Annotated in this window: 16 protein-coding genes; 6 read left to right on the top strand and 10 right to left on the bottom strand. The window is 59.3% G+C overall.

Annotated elements, in window-relative coordinates:
* Positions 1-171: 171 nt before the first annotated feature.
* Genes ACIPLA_RS04105 through ACIPLA_RS04095 form a run of 3 tightly spaced genes read left to right on the top strand, consistent with a single transcriptional unit; the run spans position 172 to position 5,647 of the window.
* Positions 172-1,416: an exonuclease SbcCD subunit D C-terminal domain-containing protein gene (locus ACIPLA_RS04105; protein WP_401171683.1), complete on the top strand. Its 1,245-nt coding sequence runs from the start codon at positions 172-174 to the stop codon at positions 1,414-1,416.
* Positions 1,413-5,054 (top strand): AAA family ATPase, encoded by a 3,642-nt coding sequence (locus tag ACIPLA_RS04100; protein ID WP_401171680.1) that lies wholly within the window; start codon positions 1,413-1,415, stop codon positions 5,052-5,054. The genes ACIPLA_RS04105 and ACIPLA_RS04100 overlap by 4 nt, the downstream gene beginning before the upstream one ends.
* A complete protein-coding gene (locus tag ACIPLA_RS04095; RefSeq protein ID WP_401171677.1) occupies positions 5,051-5,647 on the top strand; it encodes a glutathione S-transferase in 597 nt (198 codons plus the stop codon). Before ACIPLA_RS04100 ends, ACIPLA_RS04095 begins: the two co-directional genes overlap by 4 nt.
* 115 nt (positions 5,648-5,762) lie before the next feature.
* On the opposite strand, the gene ACIPLA_RS04090 is transcribed toward ACIPLA_RS04095, so the two are convergent.
* The 9 genes from ACIPLA_RS04090 to ACIPLA_RS04050 form a co-directional block, all read right to left on the bottom strand.
* Positions 5,763-6,020, bottom strand: coding sequence for a hypothetical protein (locus tag ACIPLA_RS04090; RefSeq protein ID WP_218394690.1), 258 nt, complete (start codon positions 6,018-6,020; stop codon positions 5,763-5,765).
* Positions 6,017-6,229, bottom strand: a complete 213-nt coding sequence (locus tag ACIPLA_RS04085) for a hypothetical protein (protein WP_192342855.1) — start codon at positions 6,227-6,229, stop codon at positions 6,017-6,019. Before ACIPLA_RS04085 ends, ACIPLA_RS04090 begins: the two co-directional genes overlap by 4 nt.
* A gap of 115 nt (positions 6,230-6,344) precedes the next feature.
* Positions 6,345-6,470, bottom strand: coding sequence for a hypothetical protein (locus tag ACIPLA_RS04080; protein WP_401171672.1), 126 nt, complete (start codon positions 6,468-6,470; stop codon positions 6,345-6,347).
* A gap of 206 nt (positions 6,471-6,676) precedes the next feature.
* Positions 6,677-6,856, bottom strand: coding sequence for a hypothetical protein (locus ACIPLA_RS04075; protein ID WP_401171669.1), 180 nt, complete (start codon positions 6,854-6,856; stop codon positions 6,677-6,679).
* 155 nt (positions 6,857-7,011) lie between these two features.
* Entirely contained in the window at positions 7,012-8,187 is a 1,176-nt protein-coding gene (locus ACIPLA_RS04070) for a lactonase family protein (RefSeq protein ID WP_401171666.1), read from the bottom strand.
* Positions 8,174-8,470, bottom strand: coding sequence for a DUF5629 family protein (locus tag ACIPLA_RS04065; protein ID WP_008011324.1), 297 nt, complete (start codon positions 8,468-8,470; stop codon positions 8,174-8,176). The genes ACIPLA_RS04070 and ACIPLA_RS04065 overlap by 14 nt, the downstream gene beginning before the upstream one ends.
* A gap of 201 nt (positions 8,471-8,671) precedes the next feature.
* Positions 8,672-10,252, bottom strand: coding sequence for an aldehyde dehydrogenase (NADP(+)) (locus ACIPLA_RS04060; RefSeq protein WP_401171662.1), 1,581 nt, complete (start codon positions 10,250-10,252; stop codon positions 8,672-8,674).
* A 10-nt stretch (positions 10,253-10,262) separates the two neighbouring features.
* The gene (gene araD1, locus ACIPLA_RS04055; RefSeq protein WP_401171660.1) at positions 10,263-11,255 is read right to left on the bottom strand and encodes an AraD1 family protein; all 993 of its coding nucleotides are present in this window, start codon (positions 11,253-11,255) and stop codon (positions 10,263-10,265) included.
* 152 nt (positions 11,256-11,407) lie between these two features.
* Positions 11,408-12,730 (bottom strand): MFS transporter, encoded by a 1,323-nt coding sequence (locus ACIPLA_RS04050; RefSeq protein WP_192342849.1) that lies wholly within the window; start codon positions 12,728-12,730, stop codon positions 11,408-11,410.
* 193 nt (positions 12,731-12,923) lie between these two features.
* On the opposite strand from ACIPLA_RS04050, the gene ACIPLA_RS04045 reads away from it, so the two are divergent.
* From ACIPLA_RS04045 to ACIPLA_RS04035, 3 genes are all read left to right on the top strand, one after another.
* Positions 12,924-14,660, top strand: coding sequence for an IlvD/Edd family dehydratase (locus ACIPLA_RS04045; RefSeq protein ID WP_007901147.1), 1,737 nt, complete (start codon positions 12,924-12,926; stop codon positions 14,658-14,660).
* A 207-nt stretch (positions 14,661-14,867) separates the two neighbouring features.
* The gene (locus tag ACIPLA_RS04040; RefSeq protein WP_032830095.1) at positions 14,868-15,584 is read left to right on the top strand and encodes a FadR/GntR family transcriptional regulator; all 717 of its coding nucleotides are present in this window, start codon (positions 14,868-14,870) and stop codon (positions 15,582-15,584) included.
* A 126-nt stretch (positions 15,585-15,710) separates the two neighbouring features.
* A complete protein-coding gene (locus ACIPLA_RS04035) occupies positions 15,711-20,522 on the top strand; it encodes a dermonecrotic toxin domain-containing protein (RefSeq protein WP_401171655.1) in 4,812 nt (1,603 codons plus the stop codon).
* 79 nt (positions 20,523-20,601) lie between these two features.
* On the opposite strand, the gene ACIPLA_RS04030 is transcribed toward ACIPLA_RS04035, so the two are convergent.
* Entirely contained in the window at positions 20,602-22,986 is a 2,385-nt protein-coding gene (locus ACIPLA_RS04030) for an RND family transporter (RefSeq protein ID WP_007901145.1), read from the bottom strand.
* Between the last annotated feature and the right edge of the window lies 1 nt (position 22,987).

The raw sequence follows: 22,987 nt of genomic DNA, 5'->3' as shown, positions 1-22,987 counted from the left end.
GCGTCATCGTTCTTCGCGGGCAAGCCTCGCTCCTACAGGGACCGTGTTCCTCTCCAAAGCTTCGACATCCCCCGAACCCGTGTTCCTTTGCACATTTGCCAGTAAACTCTCCTCCCTTTAGTCGCTGTCATTTTCTTCGCGACCATTACCTTATTTCCTACGGAGTACGCCTTGCGCCTGTTTCACACCTCCGACTGGCACCTTGGGCAGAACCTGCACGGCCAGGAGCGCGATTTCGAGCATGCCTGCTTTCTCGACTGGCTGCTGCGTCAGCTGAAGCTGGACCAGCCCGATGTGCTGCTGATCGCCGGCGATATCTTTGACACGGTCAATCCGCCGGTCAAGGCCCAGGAACGCCTCTACGATTTCATCGTCAGCGCCCACGAGCAGCAGCCGTTGCTGACCATCGTGATGATCGCCGGCAACCACGATTCCGGCTCGCGCATCGAGCTGCCCGCGCCGTTGATGCGGCGCTTGCGCACTCACGCCCTCGGTCGCGTGCTGTGGCTCGATGACGGCCAACTGGATGCCGAACGTTTGTTGTTGCCGTTGCCTGATGCCAGCGGCGAAATTGCCGCCTGGTGCCTGGCGTTGCCGTTCCTGCGCCCCGCCGAAGTGACCGGTGCGCATTTGGGTGATAACTACTTGCGCGGCATTGGCCAGGTGCATGAATGGCTGATCGAAGCGGCCAACGCCAAGCGCAAGCCGGGCCAGGCGCTGATCGCCATCAGCCATGCGCACATGGCCGGTGGTTCGGTCTCGGAAGATTCCGAGCGCAGCCTGATCATTGGCAACGCCGAAGCCCTGCCCGCCAGTCTGTTCGGGCCGAGCATCAGTTATGTCGCCCTCGGGCATTTGCACAAGCCGCAGAAGGTCAACGGTGAAGAGCGCATCCGCTACTGTGGCTCGCCCATTCCCTTGTCGTTCTCCGAGATCAATTACCAGCATCAGATCCTCGACATTCAGCTCGATGGCGAAACATTGGTCAGCGTCGAACCGCGCCTGATTCCGCGCTCTGTCCACTTGCAACGCCTCGGCGCCGCGCCGTTGGCGGAAATCCTGCTGCAACTGGCCGATCTGCCCAACATCGACCTGCTCGCCGATATCCAGCGTCAACCGTGGCTGGAAGTGCGGGTCCGTCTCGACGAACCGCAACCGGACCTGCGCCATCAAGTGGAAACAGCGCTGCAAGGCAAGGCCGTGCGGCTGGTGCGGATCGCTGCCGAGTACGCCGGCAACGGCAGCCGCGACGGCGTCGATGACGGCGCAACCTTGATCGAACTGGATCAGCTTTCGCCCCAGGAACTGTTCAGCCGCGCGTGGCAGGACAACTACGGCAGCGAGGTCGACGAGCAAACGCTCAAGGACTTCGCCGAGCTGTTGCAAGACGTGCAGATGGAGAGCGAACAACCATGAAAATTCTCGCGATCCGCCTGAAAAACCTCGCCTCCCTGGCTGGGCCGTTTGAAATCGACTTCACTGCGGAGCCCTTGGCCAGTGCCGGCCTGTTCGCGATTACCGGGCCGACCGGTGCGGGCAAAAGCACGCTGCTCGACGCCCTGTGCCTCGCACTGTTTGGCGCTGTGCCGCGCCTGAACAACACCGGCCGCGACGCCAAGGTCCCGGACGCCGATGGTGAAATCGGCACCGGCGACCCGCGCACCCTGCTGCGTCGCGGCACCGGCGAAGGCTATGCCGAAGTGGATTTCGTCGGCATCGACGGTCGCCGCTATCGCGCTCGCTGGGAGGCCAATCGCGCCCGGGAAAAGGCCGGCGGCAAACTGCAAGCCAGTCGCCAGAGCCTGCGTGACATAGATCAGGATCAACTGCTGGCCAGCCAGAAAGGCGAATACAAAGCACAGCTCGAAGCCGCGCTGGGCCTGAACTTCGAACAGTTCACCCGCGCCGTAATGCTGGCCCAGAGCGAGTTCAGCGCCTTCCTCAAGGCTGACGACAACGACCGCAGCGAGCTGCTGGAAAAGCTCACCGACACCGCGCTCTACACCCGTCTCGGTCGCCGCGCCTTTGACAAGACCAAGGAAGCTCGCGAAGCCCACAAGCTGTTGCAGGATCAGGCCACCGGGGTCACGCCGCTGTCGCCAGAAGCCCGGGCCGAACTCGATGAGCGCTTCAACGACGCTCAACAGCAACTCAAGAGCCAGCAGGCGCAGCTCAAACAGTTGGAGTTGCAACACACCTGGCTCAAGGACCTGCGCCAGGTGCAGGACGCGCAACAAAGCGCCACCGAGCAACTGCAATCTGCCCAGCAACACTGGAACAGCCTGGCCGGCGAGCGCTTGAAGCTGACTCGCCTGGAGCAATTGGCCCCGCAACGGCATCAGTTCGCGCGCAAGACCGAACTGACCGCCCAGCTCACGCCGCTGGCGGCGCAGATTCAGCAACACACGCAACAGCAAAGCGAGCTGATCGAGCGACAGGCTCAACTCGAACAGAGCCTGAGCGCTGCGCAAACGGCGCTGACCCAAGCGCAAAGCCAACACACCTCCAGCGCCCCACTGCTGCGCCAAGCCTTCGAAGAGCAAAGCACCCTCGCCCGCCTGGTCAAGGACGCCAGCCTCAGTGCCGACCTCAAGCAGCAGGCGGAACTGGCCTGCACTCAGGGCCAGGGCGCGATTCAGGGTTTGCTCGAGCAACAGAAACAGGTCGCCGAACGGTTGCAGCGGATTGCCGGGGAGCTTGAGCAGAGCACCCATCTGGCGCCGTTAAGCGATGCCTGGAACGCCTACCGCGATCGCCTGCAACAACTGATGCTGATCGGTAATCGCCTGAACAAGGGCCAGGCCGAACTGGCCGCTCTCGAGCAAAGCGCCACTCGTGCCGCCGACGAACTGGCCACCCAGCGCCAGAGCCTTGAGGTGCTGTACAAAGAAGCCGGCGCCGAGCCTGAAGCGGTGGCCGAGCAGATTCAGATCCTCGGCAGTTTGCTGCAGGACAACCGCAAGCAACTGCGGGCCGTTGAAGAGCTGACCCGGCTGTGGGCCAGCCAGCAGGAACTGGGCAAACGCGGCGCCGAGCTTCAGCAGCGGCAACTCGCCGTTCAGCAAGACCGCGATCGTCTGACCCAGGACGGGGTGAAGACCAAGGCCGAGCTGACCGTCGCCGAACAGACCCTGACCGTTACCCGCGAACTGCTGGAACGTCAGCGTCTGGCGCGCAGTGCCAGTGTCGAAGAACTGCGCGCGCAGTTGCAGGACGATCAGCCGTGCCCGGTTTGTGGCAGCCCGGATCATCCTTATCATCAGCCTGAAGCCTTGCTGCAAAGCCTCGGCCGGCATGATGAAAGCGAACAGGCCAACGCTCAGAAAGCCGTCGACCTGCTCAAGGAAAAACTCACCGATCTGCGTGCCGAAGTCGGCGGTTTGATTGCCCAGCAAAAGGAATTGCTGCAACAGCAGGAACAACTCGCGAGTCAGCAACAAGGCCTGACCCCGAGCTTGGAGGCGCACCCACTGTCCGCGCAACTGTTGGCCCAGGACGCAAGTAAACGTGATGCCTGGCTAACGCAACAAAGCAGCCAGTTAAACCAGAGCATCACGCAGGATGAACAACGGCAAACCGCCCTGCTCACCCTGCAACAGGATGCCGCGCGCCTTGCGCAACAACTGCGCAGTGCTGAAACGGCGAGTCAGCAAGCCACACAACACCTGATCAACCAACAACGTGAATTGAGCAGTGATCGCCATCGTCTGGATGAAGAACTGAAGGCGTTCAGCACCCTGCTCCCGGCCGACACGCTGGAGGCCTTGCGCAACGAACCCGCCGCGACCTTCATGCAGCTCGACCGGCAGATCGCCCAGCGCCTGCAACAACTCGACCAGCAGCGCGAAGAACTCGGCGAACAGCAACAGCGCCAGCAGACGCTGGAGAAAGAACAGTACCAACAGCAGACCCGCATCCAGCAACAGGAAGCTGCGCAGCAGCAGTTCACGGCGCTGACCGGGCAGCAACAGGCTTGCCAGGAAAAACTGACGCAACTGCTGGGCGAACATGCCAGCGCCGAACAGTGGCAGCAGCAACTGGATCAGGCCGTCGAGCAGGCGCGCACTGCCGAAGCGACGGCCAATCAGGAACTGCAAACCGTACGCACGCGCTTGGTGCAACTGGCCGCTGAACTCAAAGCGCAGCAGGAACGTTCGCAGGCTCTGGAAACCGAAGATCGCGAGCTGAGCGCCAAGATCGCCGACTGGCGTGCGCAGCATCCAGAGCTCGACGACGGTGGACTGGAAGATCTGTTGAGCGTCGACGACCAACACGTCAGTGAACTACGTCAACGTTTGCAGCAGAGCGAAAAAGCCATCGAGCAAGCCAAGGTGCTTTTGCAGGAACGCGATCAGCGCTTGCTCGATCATCAGGCGCAGCACAACGGCAATCTCGATGCAGAACAACTGGCCACGACGCTGGCCGAGCTGCAAAACCTGTTCGCCGCCAGCGAGCACCGATGCGCCGAATTGCGCGCCGAACAGGCCGAGGATCAACGTCGACAGAATGCCAATCAGGCGCTGGCGCAGCAGATTGCCGACGCCTACGCCGAGTACCAGCGCTGGGCACGTTTGAGTGCGCTGATCGGTTCCGCCACCGGCGACACCTTCCGCAAAATCGCCCAGGCCTACAACCTCGATTTGCTGGTGCATCACGCCAACGTCCAGCTGCGGCAACTGGTGCGGCGCTATCGCTTGAAACGCGGCGGCAGCATGCTCGGGTTATTGGTGATGGACACCGAGATGGGCGACGAACTGCGCTCGGTGCATTCGCTGTCCGGCGGCGAGACGTTCCTGGTGTCACTCGCCCTGGCGCTTGGTTTGGCGTCGATGGCTTCGAGCACGCTGAAAATCGAATCGCTGTTCATCGACGAAGGCTTCGGCAGTCTCGATCCTGAATCCCTGCAACTGGCCATGGACGCTCTCGACGGTTTGCAGGCGCAAGGACGCAAGGTCGCGGTGATTTCCCACGTGCAGGAAATGCATGAACGGATCCCGGTGCAAATCCAGGTTCAGCGTCAAGGCAACGGCCTGAGTACGCTGGAGGTGAAATGAATACGCTGTATTCGTTCCGCCGCTGCCCCTACGCCATGCGCGCCCGCATGGCCCTGCACTATTCGGGGGTTGCGGTGCAGATCGTCGAGGTCAGCCTCAAGGCCAAACCGGCCGAAATGCTCGCACTGTCGGGCAAAGGCACGGTGCCGGTGCTGAGTGTGGATGGGCGGGTGATCGATGAAAGCCTGGACATCATGCGCTGGGCACTGGCGCAGAACGATCCGCAGGACTGGTTGCTCAAGGATGACCCGCAAGCACAGCAACACAGCGCCGCGTTGATCGAAGAGAACGATCAAGTGTTCAAGGTGCACCTGAATCGCTACAAATACGCCGAGCGTTATCCCGAGCAGCCGATGGCTGTTTATCGCGCCGAGGGCGAGGTGTTCTTGGGCAAGCTGGATGAATTGCTGGAGGGGCGTGACTACTTGCTGGCCGATCACCCGAGCCTGGCGGATATCGCCCTGATGCCGTTCGTGCGGCAATTCGCCCACGTGGATCGCGAGTGGTTCGGGCAGACGCCTTATGTGCGGTTGCAGGCGTGGTTGCAGCGCTTCATCGACTCAGACCTGTTCACATCAATAATGAAGAAATAACCAAGCCCTCTGTAGGAGCGAGGCTTGCCCGCGAAGAATCCACTGCGGTGTTCAAGTAAACCGCGTCATCGTTCTTCGCGGGCAAGCCTCGCTCCTACAGGGGTGGGGTGAGCATTCATGCGAACACCGCGCACATCCCCAACACCGAGCAATCCACCTGGAATGGCCCGAAGAATTCGCCATTGGATTTGATCGGCGGATTGCCCACCAACAGCTCCAGAGCCTTGGCGGTTTGAATGTTGTGGGCGATGTTGTGGTTGCATTCGATAGCCCGCGCCACCGACCCCGCCGAGCCCTGCCCGATCCCAAGTAAAGAAGCGCCATTGGTCATGAACGCCAGGAAGGCGATGACCCAGAGCTTGCGTCCTTTCATGCCCCCACCACTCCCGCCACGTCGGCATGATCGAGCAATACGTTTGGCGCGCGGTGTTCGAATTGAATGGCGGGATAAGCGACCTGGATCGGTGCTTGAACGGTTTGTTGCGATTGAGCCGAAAGGCTGACGGCCAACACCATGGCCACGTAAAGACCGATGGCCAGGTAGGCGCCGTATTTGGCAGAAGTAATGATTGCGCTGGCCATGGTGTTCTCCGTGGGCATGTTTCAGTGCCCACAGAATCGATCAAAAAACAGAAGATAACTAGCGACCTTTATGCATAGTAGCTATCAGTTTTATTGATCATGACCCCAGCGTATTTTAGTCCTCGATAAAACTCATCAAGCGCTCGCGGGCCGCATCCAGCTCGTTGGGAACGGGCTGGGCAGCCGATAGAATCGGGGTGGAATAGAGAAACAGGAGAACCACTGCCAGACGCATCGCCATGCTGTCGATCCTTTTAGGGAAGGAGTCAAAAAATCAGCGTCAAATTTAAACTCATGGCCATGTGATATCAAGCAATACATTGATAGCAATATGATGCTGTCGTAAACGCGTTATGCAGGAGCGACATCACTTTGGGGCTTTTCGATGCGTTACAGCTCGATCGGCAAGTGACTTCGCTCCTGCATAAAAGGTGCAGGGTTCAGATTTCAGTGTTGGGATTTGTGATCCAGTGCGGCGTAGAAGTTGGCGCTCTGTTGCAGGTATTTCTGGGTATAGCTTTGGGCGTGGGATTTCTTGTCGCTGATTTCAACGTTGGCGCTGGCAGGCAGTGCAACAGTGGCAGAGATAGCGGAAGCGGCGATGACAGAGAAGACATTGAAGTTCATGGCGATATTCCTCGATTCAGTTGGCTTGCTTGCCCGGTGGGGCCGTGAAGCAAACTTAACTCCCGAGGGTCGGCGCCTTGAAATGCTTTGTAGCATTAGCCGATATCAGCCTCATTAATAGAAGGTTGCAGGCCCCATCAACCGGGGCCTGCGGTCTATTGACGCACCAGGAACTTGAGATCGCTGGGGGCATCCATCGGCAGTTTCTGCACGGTTTTACCCAACAGCCCAGTCTTGGCATCGCGCTCGACGACGACAATCTGGTTGCTCTTCTGGTTGGCAATCAGCACGAACTTGCCACTTGGGTCGAGGCTGAACTCGCGCGGGTGATCACCGTCCACGGAGCGGCGCTGAAGCTCCTTGAGCTGCCCGGTCGCCGAGTCAATGGCGAACACCAGCAACTGATTGGTGGTGCCACGGTTGCTGACGTAAAGGAACTTGCCGTCGGCCGAGGCGTGAAGCGCAGCCGCTGCCTTGCCCGATGTGGGCAGACCCGCCGCCAGATCGACCAACTGCGTTTGCTCAAGCTTGCCGTCGCGGTAATCGAACACTGCGACCTGCGCGCTCATTTCCATGGTCAGCCAGGCGTGCTTGCCATCGGCACTGAACAGCAAGTGTCGCGGCCCGCTGCCAGGTGGTAACTGGACGGACGCAGGTTTGGCGGCGGTCAACGGCCGTTCCGGATTGGCCTTGGGATCGAAGCGATAGACGAAAATCTTGTCCGCTCCCAAGTCGTTGGAAAACACGTACTGGCCATCCGGAGATGAAACCACCGAATGCACGTGCGCCGACTTTTGCCGCTCGGGGTTGACCCGGCTGGACGGATGACTGCTCATCTGCACCACGGGTTTTAGCTTGCCGTCGGTGCCCACCGGTAACACCGCCAAGGTGCCGCCCGGGTCTTCAGCCACCGAGTAGTTGCTGACAAACACGTGACTGGCATCGCCGCTGACGCTCGAGTGCGTCGGCTCGTTGCCCAGGGTTTGCACCTGACTGATCAGGTTCAACTCATTGGTCTTCGGGTCAATTGCATAACTGCTGATACGCCCTACCGGATCCGCCTGGCCCGGGCCGTTTTCGTTGACCGCGAACAGGCGCTGTTGATCCTTGGATACGGCGAGCCAGGACGGGTTGGCGCTCTTCACCACCTGCAGGGGTTTGCCGTCGATCTGCCCGGTGTGGCTGTCGAAACCCAGACGATAAATCCCCTGGCTCTGGCCGGCGGTGTAGGAGCCCACCAGCAATTCGTAACTGTCGACCGGGGCCGCTTGCACGCCCATTGCGCCGACGCTGCCAGCCATCAACAGTGGCCAGAAGTTACGCATCCTCATTCGTTTCGTCCTCATCGTCACCACCGCCGAACGCTTCCATAGGCACCAGCCGGTGCTCGCCGGAATCGCCGGTAATGATCCAACTCTTCAAGTCGGGATCGAACGTCGCGGCCGCGATCTGCGCCATGCTGAACTCCCAGCGCTTGAGCGCCCGACCGTCCATGCATTCGATGTGCAGGTTATCGTCTTCATCGAGGGAAAAGTCGAACGCGTGCAGCCCGTCGATTTCAAGCATGTCGCAGACTTCGAGGGCGCTGAGCAAGGTGTTGGTTACGGCAGTCATGGCAGTCAATCTTTGAATGGGAAAGGCGCAATGATAGCTCAAAGTGAAAGCGGGCCAGTGTCTCTCACAACACTCACACACGACACCAAACAAAATGTGGGAGCGGGCTTGCTCGCGAAGGCGGCGGCACATCCAACATCGCAGTGACTGTCAAATTGCTTTCGCGAGCAAGCCCGCTCCCACAGGGACTGCGTACAACCGTTAGAGAGCTTCGCGCGATGGCTTGCCGTCGACCAGGCGCTGGATGCGCAGCGGATTACCATTTTTCAGCGCTTCCGGCAGCAGGCTGTCGGGGTAGTTCTGGAAGCACACCGGGCGCAGGAAACGGTCGATGGCCAGAGTGCCCACCGAGGTGCCGCGTGCATCGGAAGTCGCCGGATACGGCCCGCCATGAACCATCGAGTCGCAGACTTCCACGCCGGTCGGATAGCCGTTAAGCAGGATTCGTCCGACCTTCTGCTCCAACAATGGCGTCAGTTCGCCGAATTGTTCGAAGTCTGCCGGCTCACCGATGATCGTTGCCGTCAGCTGCCCATGCAGACCGTTCAACGCGGCATTGAGTTGCGCCTGATCCGCCACTTCGACGAACACCGTGGTCGGGCCGAATACTTCCTCTTGCAGCACTTCATCGCCATCGAGCAACAGGCTGACATCGGCCTTGAACAGTTGCGGTTGCGCCTGATTGCCTTGTTGCGGACTGCCCGCCAAATGCTCGATCTTCGGGTGCGCAAGAAGCTTCTGCAAGCCCTTGCCATAGCTGCTCAAGGTGCCGGCATTGAGCATGGTTTGCGCCGGTTGATCGCCAATCAGCCCCGCCACCTGCTGCACGAACGCGCTGAACTGCGGCGAACGAATACCGATCACCAACCCCGGATTGGTACAGAACTGCCCACAACCCTGCACCACCGACGCCGTGAGGTCTCGGGCGACGCTTTCAGCACGAGCTTCCAGCGCTTGCGGCAGCACGATCACCGGGTTGATGCTCGACATCTCGGCGAACACCGGAATCGGCTGCGCACGTGCCGCGGCCATGTCGCACAGCGCACGGCCACCTTTGAGCGAACCGGTAAAACCGACTGCCTGAATGGCCGGGTGCTTGACCAGCGCTTCACCCACCCCGCCGCCGTAGATCATGTTGAACACACCGGCCGGCATCGACGTGTTCTCGGCGGCGCGGATCACGGCATCGGCCACCCACTCAGCAGTGGCCATGTGACCGCTGTGGGCCTTGAACACCACCGGACAGCCAGCGGCCAATGCCGAAGCGGTGTCGCCGCCCGCCGTGGAAAACGCCAGCGGAAAGTTGCTCGCACCAAACACCGCGACCGGCCCGAGGCCGATGCGGTACTGACGCAAATCCGGACGCTGCAATGGTGTGCGCTCAGGCAGCGCCCGATCAATACGCGCCCCATAGAAATCACCACGCCGCAGCACCTTGGCGAACAGACGCATCTGGCCGCTGGTGCGACCACGCTCTCCTTGAATACGACCGGCCGGCAACGCAGTTTCGCTACAGACCACGGCGACAAAGTCATCACCCAACGCGTCCAGTTCATCGGCAATCGCATCGAGAAATTGCGCACGTCTTTCGGCACTCAGGCTGCGATAGGCCGGGTAAGCAGCGGCGGCAGCCTTCGCAGCGGCGTCGACTTCTTCAAGGGTGGCCTGATAGAAATTGTGAGGCAAAGCCTCGCCAGTGCTGGCGTCGATGCTCTGGAGTTTGACGGTGCCGGTAGCGCTGCGCTGACCGCCAATGTAGTTGTGACCAAGAATCCGGGTCATGGGTGTCTCCTTAAAGTGTGCCGAGGGTGCCGGGTTCAAACGCCGCTTCAACGGGCTCAATGCCGTTGATCAAGGGTGCGCCGAACTCAGCCTGGCTGATCTCGAACACGTCACCCGGTTGGGTGCGAATGCCATCGGCGAAGGACAGGGTCGCGGTGCCGAAGAAGTGAATGTGCACGTCGCCGGGGCGCAGGAACTGGCTGTACTTGAAATGGTGGTACTCGAGGTTTTCCAGGCTGTGGCACATGTTCGCTTCACCACTGAGGAACTCGTTCTGCCATAACACTTCACCGTCACGCAGGATCCGACTGGTGCCGGCCAGATGCTGGGGCAATTCGCCGACCCGAAGCTCCGGGCCATAGCTGCAACTGCGCAATTTCGAATGGGCCAGATACAGGTAATTCTTGCGCTCCATCACGTGATCGGAGAACTCATTACCCACCGCGAAACCGAGGCGATAGGGTTTGCCGTCGTGGCCGATCACATAGAGGCCGCTGAGTTCAGGCTCCTCCCCGGCATCTTCGGCAAACGGCGGCAGCGGGAACGGTTTGCCCGGTCGCACAACGATGCTGCCGTCGCCCTTGTAGAACCACTCCGGTTGCACGCCGGCCTGGCCGGCCGCGGGTTTACCGCCCTCCACGCCCCACTTGAAGATGCGCATGGTGTCGGTCATGGCGGTTTCGTCGCCAACCTGCTGATGCATTTTGTCCCGGGCCGAAGCGCTGCCCAGATGGGTCAGGCCAGTGCCGCTGACCAGCATGTGCGCCGGGTCCGGGTGATCCAGCGGCGGCAGGATTTGCAGATTGGCGAGCAGCACTGAATAGTCATGGCTGATGCCCAGCCCCAGGGTTTGAACCTGTTGCTCAAGATTGACCCCCGCCTCGATCGCCGCCAGCGCCAGATCCCGCACCGAGCGCGCATCCCGCACTTCGCGCACCAGGCCGCCCTCGACCACGCCGACGCGGCGTTCGCCGTGACTCAATTCGAACTGAACTAAACGCATGATTTTTCTCCTGTTAAAGCAAAACTTCAAAACAACGCAGGACCTTGTGGGAGCGGGCTTGCTCGCGAAGAGGCCGCCACATTCAACATCACCGGTGACTGACACTCCGCCTTCGCGAGCAAGCCCGCTGCCACATTTGGATCGTGTTGACCTCAGGTACGGGTAGCGCCCCGGGCGCTGGCGGCGAACTGGTCGGCCGGCAGCACATGCTTACGCTCCAGCAACCGATAAACCACACCCGTCAGGACCAGGCCGAACACCATCACGCAGGACAGGAAATACAACCCCGATGCCAGATTGCCCGTGTATTCCTTCAACGCACCGATCACGAACGGACCGATGTAGCCGCCGAGGTTGCCCACCGAGTTGATCAACGCGATCCCCGCCGCCGCACTGGCGCCGGCGAAGAATCGGCCCGGCAAGGTCCAGAACACCGCCGTGCAGGAAAACAGCGCGAACGCCACCAGGCACAGCGCCGCCAATTGCAGCACCGGCACGGTCAGCCAGGCGCTGAGGAACAGGCCGATGGCGCCCAATACATACAGCACCGCCAGATGGCCGTAGCGATCATTCAAGCGATCGGAACTGCGCGGAATGATCAGCAAACCGATGATCCCGAAGATGTACGGCACCGACGACACGAACCCGGTCATCAGGTCAGTGCCACCGAACTGCTTGATCAACGTCGGCAGCCACAAACCGAGACCGTAGATGCTCAGCGTCACCGGCAGATAGAACAGCGCCAGCAGCAACACGCGCTTGTCCTTCAGTGCATGCAGCGGATTGCCGTGGCGGGTCTGGCCGTACACCTCCAGGTCCTTTTTCAGCTCACCGGTCAGCCAGTCTTTCTCAGACTGGTCCATCCATTTCACCTGTTGCGGACCGTCCGGCAGGTAACGCAGCACCGGCCAGGTCAGCAGGATCGCGGGTGTGCCGATGACGATGAACAGCCACTGCCAACCGTGCAGGCCAAGAATGCCGTCCATGCCCAGCAAGCCGCCGGACACCGGGCCGGTGATCATCATCGCGATGGGTTGGGAAAGGATGAACAACCCGAGAATCTTGCCGCGATGGCGAATCGGGAACCATTGGGTGATGTAGTACAGAACGCCCGGGAAGAAACCGGCTTCGGCCGCGCCGAGCAGAAAGCGCATCACATAGAAGCTGTTCGGTCCCTGGACGAACGCCATGCCGATGGTGATGGCACCCCAGGTGACCATGATCCTCGCAAACCAGCGTCTTGCGCCGAAGCGGTCGAGCATCAGGTTGCTGGGGATTTCCAGCAGGAAGTAGCCAATGAAGAACAGCCCGGCACCCAGGCCATAAGCCGCGTCCCCCAGACCGATGTCGGCGCCCATGTGCAGCTTGGCGAAACCTACCGCGGAGCGATCCACATAGGCGATCAGGTACAGCAGGATCAGGAAGGGAATCAGTTTCAGCGTGATGCGACGAATAAGCCGCAGTTCCTGGCTCATGAGTTCGGTCTCCGATTGTTGTTGTTATAGAACCTCGGGGGACGCCTCTCGCAGAAAACTGCCAGGGCCTTCCCTCCGTTGAAAATGACTATATAGTAATACTATTTAACCAACAACCCTTCCAAACAGGCGAAATTGCGCATATGTTACGCCAGAGCCTGAACAATATAGTCATACAATAAGAGAACCGATCATGTCTGATAAGAAACCCACCCTGCGCTCCGCCCAATGGTTTGGCACCGCCGACAAGAACGGCTTCATGTACCGCAGCTGGATGAAGAATCAGGGCATCGCCGACCACCAGTTCCACGGCAAGCCGATCATCGGCATCTGCAACACCTGGTCGGAACTGACCCCGTGCAACGCGCATTTCCGGCAAATCGCCGAGCACGTCAAACGCGGGGTGATCGAAGCCGGCGGCTTTCCAGTGGAATTCCCGGTGTTCTCCAACGGCGAATCGAACCTGCGCCCCACCGCCATGCTCACTCGCAACCTGGCGAGCATGGACGTCGAGGAAGCGATTCGCGGTAACCCGATCGATGGCGTGGTGCTGCTCACCGGCTGCGACAAAACCACCCCGGCGCTGCTGATGGGCGCGGCCAGTTGCGACGTGCCAGCAATCGTCGTCACCGGTGGGCCGATGCTCAACGGCAAGCACAAGGGCCAGGACATCGGCTCGGGCACGGTGGTCTGGCAGCTCAGCGAACAGGTCAAGGCGGGCACCATCACCCTTGACGATTTCCTCGCGGCCGAGGGCGGCATGTCACGCTCGGCCGGCACCTGCAACACCATGGGCACGGCCTCGACCATGGCCTGCATGGCCGAAGCACTCGGCACCTCCCTGCCCCACAACGCGGCGATTCCGGCGGTCGATGCGCGCCGTTATGTGTTGGCGCACATGTCCGGCATGCGCGCGGTGGAGATGGTCCGCGAAGATTTGAAACTGTCGAAAATCCTGACCAAGGAAGCCTTCGAAAACGCCATTCGGGTGAACGCCGCCATCGGCGGTTCGACCAACGCGGTGATCCACTTGAAAGCCATCGCCGGGCGCATCGGTGTCGAGCTGGACCTGGATGACTGGACCCGCATCGGTCGCGGCATGCCGACCATCGTCGACCTGCAACCGTCCGGGCGCTTCCTGATGGAAGAGTTCTACTACGCCGGCGGCTTGCCCGCGGTGCTGCGTCGCCTCGGCGAAGCAAACCTGATTCCGAACCCGAATGCCCTCACCGTCAACGGCAAAACCATCGGTGAAAACACCAAGGACGCGCCGATCTACGGCCAGGACGAAGTGATTCGCACCCTCGACAACCCGATCCGCGCCGACGGCGGCATCTGCGTGTTGCGCGGCAATCTGGCCCCGCTGGGTGCGGTGCTCAAGCCATCCGCCGCGAGCGCCGAATTGATGCAACATCGCGGGCGTGCGGTGGTGTTCGAGAACTTCGACATGTACAAGGCACGGATCAACGACCCGGAACTGGACGTGGATGCCAACTCGATTCTGGTGATGAAGAACTGCGGACCGAAGGGTTATCCGGGCATGGCCGAAGTCGGCAACATGGGGTTGCCGGCCAAGCTGCTGGCCCAGGGCGTGACCGACATGGTGCGGATTTCCGACGCACGCATGAGCGGCACCGCTTACGGCACCGTTGTTCTGCATGTGGCACCGGAAGCCGCAGCGGGTGGACCTTTGGCGACCGTGAAGGAAGGCGACTGGATCGAGCTTGATTGCGCTAACGGCCGTTTGCACCTGGACATTCCGGATGCGGAGCTGGCAGCGCGCATGGCGGATCTGCAACCACCGCAACAGTTGATCGTGGGCGGTTATCGTCAGCTGTACATCGACCATGTGCTGCAGGCGGATCAGGGTTGCGACTTTGACTTCCTCGTCGGTTGCCGCGGGGCCGAGGTGCCGCGTCATTCTCACTGACACCATTCATCTAATGTGGGAGCGGGCTTGCTCGCGAAGGCGGAGTGTCAGTCAGCATTGATGTTGAATGTGACGGCCCCTTCGCGAGCAAGCCCGCTCCCACATTTAATCCCCATCTGCTTCAGGACTGTGCTTGCTCTGGCGACCGTCCTCGCCGCGCCTGCTATCATGCGCGGCACCCCATCGCACAGGATCGCGCCGTTCCCCATGGATTACCGCAAACCCTCCGACCGCAAAAGCATGCACTCGCGCATCGTCCAGGAATTGGGCATGCAGATCGTCTCGGGACGGTTCAAGCCGGACGACAAACTGCCCGCCGAAGCCCTGCTGTGCGAGGAATACGCGGTCAGCCGACCGGTGCTGCGCGAAGCCACTCGCGTATTGGTGGCCAAGGGCCTGGTGTATTCCCGTCCGCGGGTCGGCACGGTGGTCAAGCCGCGCAAGGAATGGCACATGCTCGACCCGGACGTGCTGCACTGGCTGATGCAAAGCAGTCCGCAAAATGAATTCTTTGATCTGCTGACCAGCGTGCGCAGCATCATTGAGCCGGCCGCCGCCGCGTTGGCCGCGCAGTTCGCCACCGACGAAGACATCGCCTCCATCGGTGAAGCCTACCAACGCATGGAAGCGGCACCGACGCCTGAAGCCTTGCTGCAACCGGACCTGGATTTCCACAGCCGGATCGCCGACGCAACCCATAACGACTTGCTGGCGAACCTGTGCAACATGCTGTCGGTAGCGATTGCCGAAGCCTTGAAGCATTCCAACCAACGGCCGAATCTGCATGAACTGGCGCTGCCACGGCACAAGGCGATCCTGACCGCTATCGAAAACCGTGACGCCCTCGGTGCCCGGCATGCAACGCTGGTGCAACTGGATGATGCGCGCAGTGCGCTAAGCACGGTGCTCGGTCAAGTCTTGTAACCACACGCCATAACCCATTCCGCACAGGCGGTGACAGAATGAGATTTCCTGCTCAGGGCCGATGATCCGGCCCAGAGGGACGGACGCTATGACAGCGCCGACCTATAACACGAAAAGGATTTCGTCATGCTCACCCCTGTTGCCCCGGTATCTCCTCCATTCAGCCAACTGCCCGCCCGGGCGGTTCAGCAGCGATTCGCCAGTCGACCGACACTGCTTTCTGTGATTATCAATGCATTACACGACAGGTTGCTGGAGCATTACCCCACACTGGATTTCGATCCGATAAAGATCAAGCTGGCCAGCCCCGCTGTCGGTGGCCATTGGGATCTGAAGCCGTTGAGCCAAGTGGTTATCGACCATCTGGTCAACCCGCAGATGCTGGACTTCACCCCACAGGACTCAAGGGCGTTTTTCCTCACGCAAGTACCACCCAAACGCCTGGACACCGCAGCCTGGCCTCATGTGGACATGCAAATCATTGCCAGCATCATTGCCGAGCTGCCATCGACGCTTTACCTCGATTACCAGCAGGCATTGGCTGACTACTGGAGCCTGACCGACGACAGCGGCATCAGTCGCTGGCAATGGTTCAGCGAGTTCCTCCATGACCAGTTGAAAGCCGCAGCCTTATACGCCTCGAATCTAAGTGACGAACAGCGAGACATGGTGCGGCAGGTCACGGACTGGCCCGACAGAGTCGAGCGCTCGCCCAAGACCAGCAAAACCGTTTACGCCTATTTTCTGGAAACGACACTCGGCAAAGACGATAACGAAATACTTCTGCTCGGGCCTGAAATTCTGTTGATGCGTGAGAAACAAGTGTTGCTGTGCAGCGTTGACGGCCACGTCCAACCTTTCGATTCCCTGGATGACTTCGGCAGCGCCTGGGGGAAGAAGATGCAAAGCGAGTTTTTGATCGACCGTCTGACCTGGAAACGCTATGAGCCCAATGGCAACCTGTTCGAGCTCCAGGCGGGCCTGATCCTTAATCGGCAGCTCGAAAACCTGGCCGCATTGTCATTTTCCAGTTACCCGAGCGAGCAGGACCTGGCGCAACGTCTGGACACCCTCACGGATCCGGCAACGCTGTTCATCCGGCAATCGACAGCGCCACCAACGATGCTGGCACAGTTGCACTCGCAACTCCCCGACTGGTTGAAACAGGCTTCGGCCACTGATCGCTTCGCCTATCGACAGCACCTGCTCGACCTCGCAAACGTCACCGCTCAAAGCCATGGACAGTCATTTAATGAAGGCATCGAAGATATCCGAAGCTTCAGCCGCGAGGCGCTGCGAGCGCAGATAAAGCAGGATCACAACGTCGACTACAACCCCGACGATCTGGTGCTGGACTTCGCCGTCGCTGCCGGCTATCCGGGAGGTGCCGGTTTTATCGAACATGTGCGCATGTCCCTGACTGATCTGGCCCTGAAGAATCTCGCCGGCAAGCCCCGGGGCCGCCTGCGGGTTTTGCGCAAGGACGGACAGACTCCCGAAGACTGGTTGAACGAGGACTATATACTCGGCAGCAAAGGCCTTATCCAGCGCGTCGACATCGGTACGGTCTATCCGCAAAGGATCAAGACGTTATTACTATCGGACACCGTGGATGCCCGGCGCCGAGAAGCCCTGTTTACTCGCGAACTGCGAGTCCAGTTACCGATGCGCGCGCTGGAGTACAAGGTCAGAAAACAATATGGCTTGACCGACAAGGGTTATCGCTACGTCAAGGCGCTGATGGGGCAGACACCTTCCGAGCGCAAAGTCGACGAACAGGACATCGTCATCCGCCCGTTGGCGTTTCACAGAAAGCCCGGTGCCAAACCCGATACGGTGGACAACATGTTCCTGATCGAACCCCTTGATCCGAACGTTGGCCCACATCTTCTTTATCGTCCGTTGTACGCCGAAGCCCTGCTGGAGTACCCGTCGCGCCAGGCCGTCCTCGATGCCATCGCCGAATCCGGCGCGTTGCAAACCAGCGTGCTTACATGGATGGCGGACAACGTACGAGGCATTTACGACAATGACGGGTTCAAGGAACCGCACATTGTTCGCTTTCACTTGGGCGACGAATTCGAACGTCCACGAAAACCTGCCCCCACAACCTTGGCCAGCAATGAGGGTGCAGAAGTATTGCGCCAGTCGCTGCACGACGGTCGACTGCTCAACGACCTATTCACCAGCACCGCTCGCACCTTGGTCGATCTGGCCGAGCGTGAGTCGGTGTCCAACAGTGAAAGCCGTTGGGCCGTTCTCATGGAGGGTGCATGGTTACTCTTCAATACGCTGCTGCTACCGCTGACGCGAGGGCCGCTGATGCTTGCCGGATGGATGACGGTACTGATCACCAGCCTCAAACAGGACCTGCCCGCCCTCGACAGCGACGATCCGAAAGCCAAAGAGTTAGCGCTGATTGATCTGCTACTCAATACCGCGATGGTGCTGTTGCACCTGGGAGCCAGCTCGGAGAGCGCCCATCAGCAGCCATTGCCATCGAAACTCCCTGAACAAACCGCCCCGCGCCTGAAACCCTGGCGCAGACTGGCAAATCACGCAGAACCGATGCCTGCCGCCCTCGTTCATCAAGGTTCGCCGGGCATCCCACAGGAACCGGTAGGTGGCAGCCATACGGTGCTGGATTTCACCAGCTCCATTGCCACCTCTAAAGCGGCCGACAAGCTGCTCAATGCCTTGTTGGACTTTCACGTGCCATGGCCGCAGAAGTTGCCACCGGCCGAGAAAAACGGGTCCCTGAAAGGACTTTTCCGGATCGACGATACCTGGCACGTCAGCATTGGCGGACTTTTTTTCCAGGTCAGCGTCGTGCCGGGCTTCGCAGAGGTCTACCTGGTAGATCCGGCCCATTCCGATCGCCCCGGCTTCAAACTCGCCAGCGACGGCAAGGGGAACTGGCGACTGGATCGGGGATTGAAGCTTGAAGGCGGCATGAGGGGGCGACTCCAGGCGGTGCGCGATGAAAACCGGCTCCGGCTACATGAACTGACCACTCATAAGGATCGTCTGAAGCAGGCCCTCGCGCCATTGGTACTCTCTCAATCAGAGGCGAGGAAATCATTGTTTTCCGCGAGGGAAATGCTCGACGCACAAAAGAAAAAGCTCAGGATCGTATGGGAGTTGCTCGGCAAGGCTACACCAGAGCAGAAGGTCCAGCTGACCTCGCGTCATAGCCAGGAAGTGCTCAAGACAGCAGAGGCCGCAGCCATACATGACAGAGAGCTCAATATTTACAAGGAGCGCATTGACACGTTGAATGCCGAGATGCCGAAGTTGACCGACGCGTACAACGCCTTGATCGAAGTCGACAGAACCCGGCCTTACGAGAGCGAACGTGATAATGGGCTTTTACTCATCTGGGACGCTCTGGATATCGTTCATGAGCAAATAAAGCTGTTGGGGCGCGATCTCCTTCAGACCAGGAACGGGGAATACCTCAGTGAACTCGTCGCCCGTTTTCCTGAAGAATTGGATCAGGAAATAACGACAGCCTATTTCGAATTTGTCGACAACCGGCGGGCAGAAATCGAGATAACCAACAGGCTCATCGAGTCCGCCAAAACACTTGAAACGACCCAGGAACAGGCAGGTGAAAAACTGCGCAGTCGAAAAATAGTGAAGCACTTGTTCAATGCCGAAAACTACCTCCCCGCTTCCATCAAGCTACACCAATTGCTGTCGCTTAAAGAACTGGTTCTGGAACGCAGTTGCCGCTCCAGAGACCCGGCAGAGTATCCCTTTGTAATGCGACTCGTCGGCTCTTCAATGGAGAGCACAGTGCTGTCCCACATGGAGATCTGCAGTAGCTCCGGCTACGCAACCTCCGAGCAGATAGCCGTCCTTGAAAACATCCTCAAGCACTACGAGGAAATCGACAATGCCGTCCATTCGTTGAGTGAAATGGCATCTGGCTTCTTGCGCAAGGAGTATCAAACGCCCTTTCTGGAGCAACTCAACGAAGCGCGCGTCAGCGCCGAAGAACAACTGGCTACACTGATTCGAGAAAACGAAGGGGTCGCGCCCCAGTCCGCACATACCAAACCGATCAGGACCAAGCCGTCCACCAAAAGGGTATTCAAGTCCCGCAACAAAGGCACCCTGATCGGCGACATTCGACCATCTCGGGAAAACCACCAAGGTAGTTTCATCGATGTTCAAGATCCGATTACCGAACAGAAAATTGCGAGCTACATGGAACACCCCGAGGAAGGTGTCTGGGTTGAAGTCGTGCAGGGCACGCCCACTCAACCAACATTGCCGCCAGGGTCGCGACCTTTATCGGCAATAAAAAAGGAAATGCATGCGCTGATTGGCCAACGGGCGGGAATCGAAAACTCGATACGCTTCCAACAGAAAAAGCTACAGGATCCTGGTAGGCTCGAAAGCCTCAACCCCTTGGACTGGAATGACATGCTGGTCCAGTACGCCGAAAAGCTCAACGCCTTGGCCCATGAAATTGATAACACCCATCCTGCTGCGCCGCAGGCCCCCCAACTGAGTGAAACCCTTCGTAACGAGGCACTCGAAGCAACTCGCCAGGCACGCCTGTATTGCAGCGAGGGCTACAAAAAACAGCTGCCCAAGGCAGAAAACATCCACTACTTATGGAAGAACGGTTTCGTTGACATCAATCTGGTGGGGCGTTTGATACAGACGGCTGCCGGAGACTATCTCACCGAATATGCAGTACGCGAAAAGAACACATTTAACGTTTTATGGTATGCGCACTTTCATTACGCCAGCCTTGATATGCCTCGACCGGACTACAGCATTGGCCATTTAAAATTACCGGAGCAGCGCTTTCTGACACGCAAGGATCTTATCCGGCAAGCCGCCGCCGACAACCGTGCCGTGGCCAATCTGGAGAAATCGCTGATCAAACCGCCATTGGATGAAACACTGTTCTTAAAACTCTGAATCAAGTTTCCAGCCCTGAACAACACGCTATAAAAAAAGCCGCAACCCATGATTGCGGCTTTTCTGTTTCAGCCAGGGATCAGTGAGCAAACAGCGAGTTGCCCTTCTGCCCTGCCAGTTTCTCCGGTTTGATCAGGAACCGCGCCAGCGCTGGCAGCAGCCACAACGCGCCGAACATGTTCCAGAGCAGCATGAAGGTCAGCATCAGGCCCATATCGGCCTGGAACTTGATCGCCGAGAAGATCCAGGTGCATACACCGATCGCCAGGCACAGGCCGGTGAACAGCACGGCTTTACCGGTGGACTTCAGCGTCTGGTAGTACGCCTCTTGCAACGGCAGGCCGGCACGCAGGAAGCTTTCCAGACGGCTGTAGATGTAAATCCCGTAGTCCACGCCTATCCCCACCCCGAGCGCCACTACCGGCAAGGTCGCCACTTTCACGCCGATGCCCATGAACGCCATCAATGCGTTGCCGAGGACCGAGGTCAGTACCAGCGGCAGCACAATGCACAAGGTCGCCGCCCAGGAACGGAAAGTGATCATGCACATGGTTGCGACGCAGATGTATACCAGGACCAGAATGGTCAATTCGGAGCGTTTGATCACCTCGTTGGTGGCCGCCTCGATCCCGGCGTTACCGGCGGCGAGGATGAATTCCAGGCCTTCCTTGTTGTTCTCTTTGGCGAAGTCCTGCACCGCATGCACGGCGCGGTCCAGGGTTTCGGCCTTGTGGTCATTGAGGAACACCAGCACCGGCGCCAGGGAGCAATTGTTGTTGTACAGGCCATCGGCGCGGGCGATGGAGTTGTTCAGCACGTCCGGGTTGCGCGACAGGGTTTCCCATTTCAGGTTGCCCTCGTTCATGCCCTTGATCATCTGCTTGGACACGGTCACCAGGGAAATGGCCGACTGCACGCCCTCGGTGTTCTGCATCTTCCACATCAGCTCGTCGATCGGCGCCATGGCCTCGTAGCGCGAGCAACCTTCAGACTTGGTCTTGACCATCACCACCAACACGTCGGAACTGGTGGAGTAGTTATTGATGATGAAGCTGTTGTCCTTGTTGTAGCGCGAGTCCGGACGCAGTTCCGGCGCGCCCTGGTCGAGGTCACCGATTTTCAGGTTCTGGCTGTACCAGAGGCCACCACCGAAAGCGATCAGCGCCAGGGCAATAGAGATCGGGGCGACTTTGGGGCTGGCAAAATTCGACAGCAGGCGCCAGAAAGGATGCTCGCGGTGCGCGTCTTTCTTGCTGCGTTCGACGGCGCGCTTGCTGATACCGACGTAGGAAATCGCCACCGGCAGCAGGATCAGGTTGGTGAACACGATCACCGCCACGCCGATGGACGCGCCGATGGCCAGTTCACGAATCACCCCGATGTCGATGATCAACAGCGTGATGAAGCCCACCGCATCCGCAAGGATCGCGATCATACCCGGCAGAAACAGCTGACGGAATGTGCGCCGCGCTGCGGTCAGAGCGTTTTCCGCCTCGCTGGACTGCAAGGCGATACCGTTGATTTTCTGCACGCCGTGGGAAATCCCGATGGCGAAGATCAGGAACGGCACCAGCATCGAGTACGGATCAAGCCCGAAGCCGAAGAAGTGCATCAAGCCCAGCTGCCAGACCACCGCCACCAGCGTCGTACTCAAAACCGCCACGGTGCTGCGCATGCAGTTAGTGAACCAGTACAGCAGGATCAGGGTAATGACGAAGGCTACGCCGAAGAACATCACCACCATGACCAACCCATCGATCAAGTCGCCGACTTTCTTGGCGAACCCGACAATGTGGATCTTCACATTGGGGTTTTGGGCTTCGAACTTGTTGCGGATCTTGTCTTCAAGTTCGTGGGAGAACTTGCGGTAGTCCAGCGCCAGCAACTTGCCCTGATCCTGTGGGTCCGGGTAGGACTCCAGCAGCGGGATGTCGACGATGCTCGACTTGAAGTCGTTGGCCACCAGGCGCCCGACTTGCCCGGACTTGAGCACGTTATTACGCAGCAGATCGAGGCTTTGCTGGGAGCCGTTATAGCTCTGGGGAATCACTTCACCACCGGCGAAGCCCTCCTCCGTCACCTCGGTCCAGCGCACGCTCGGGCTCCACAGCGACTTGAGGCCGGAACGGTCGACGCCGGAAATGTAGAACACCTCGTCGTTGATCTGACGCAGGGTCTCCATGTACTCCTTGGAGAAGATGTCGCCGTCGGTGGCTTCCACGGAAATCCGCACCGTGTTGCCCAGGTTCGCCAGATCGTTGCGGTGCTCCATCATTTTTTCAATGAACGGATGCTCGAGCGGGATCATTTTTTCGAAACTGGTGGACGGCCGGATCAACGTCGCCTGCCAGAACAGGAAAACACTGACCAGCAGGCAGATGACGATGACTGCCGGGCGGTTGTTGAAAATCAGGCGCTCAAGAAACGTCGCCTTATCCTGATGAGGAGTGCTTAAGGATGTCATA

The sequence above is a fragment of the Pseudomonas sp. NPDC086112 genome (assembly GCF_044746425.1).
Lineage (GTDB): Bacteria > Pseudomonadota > Gammaproteobacteria > Pseudomonadales > Pseudomonadaceae > Aquipseudomonas.
The sequence above is the reverse complement of the archived record's forward strand: the minus strand, read 5'-3'. Positions and strand labels throughout refer to the sequence as shown.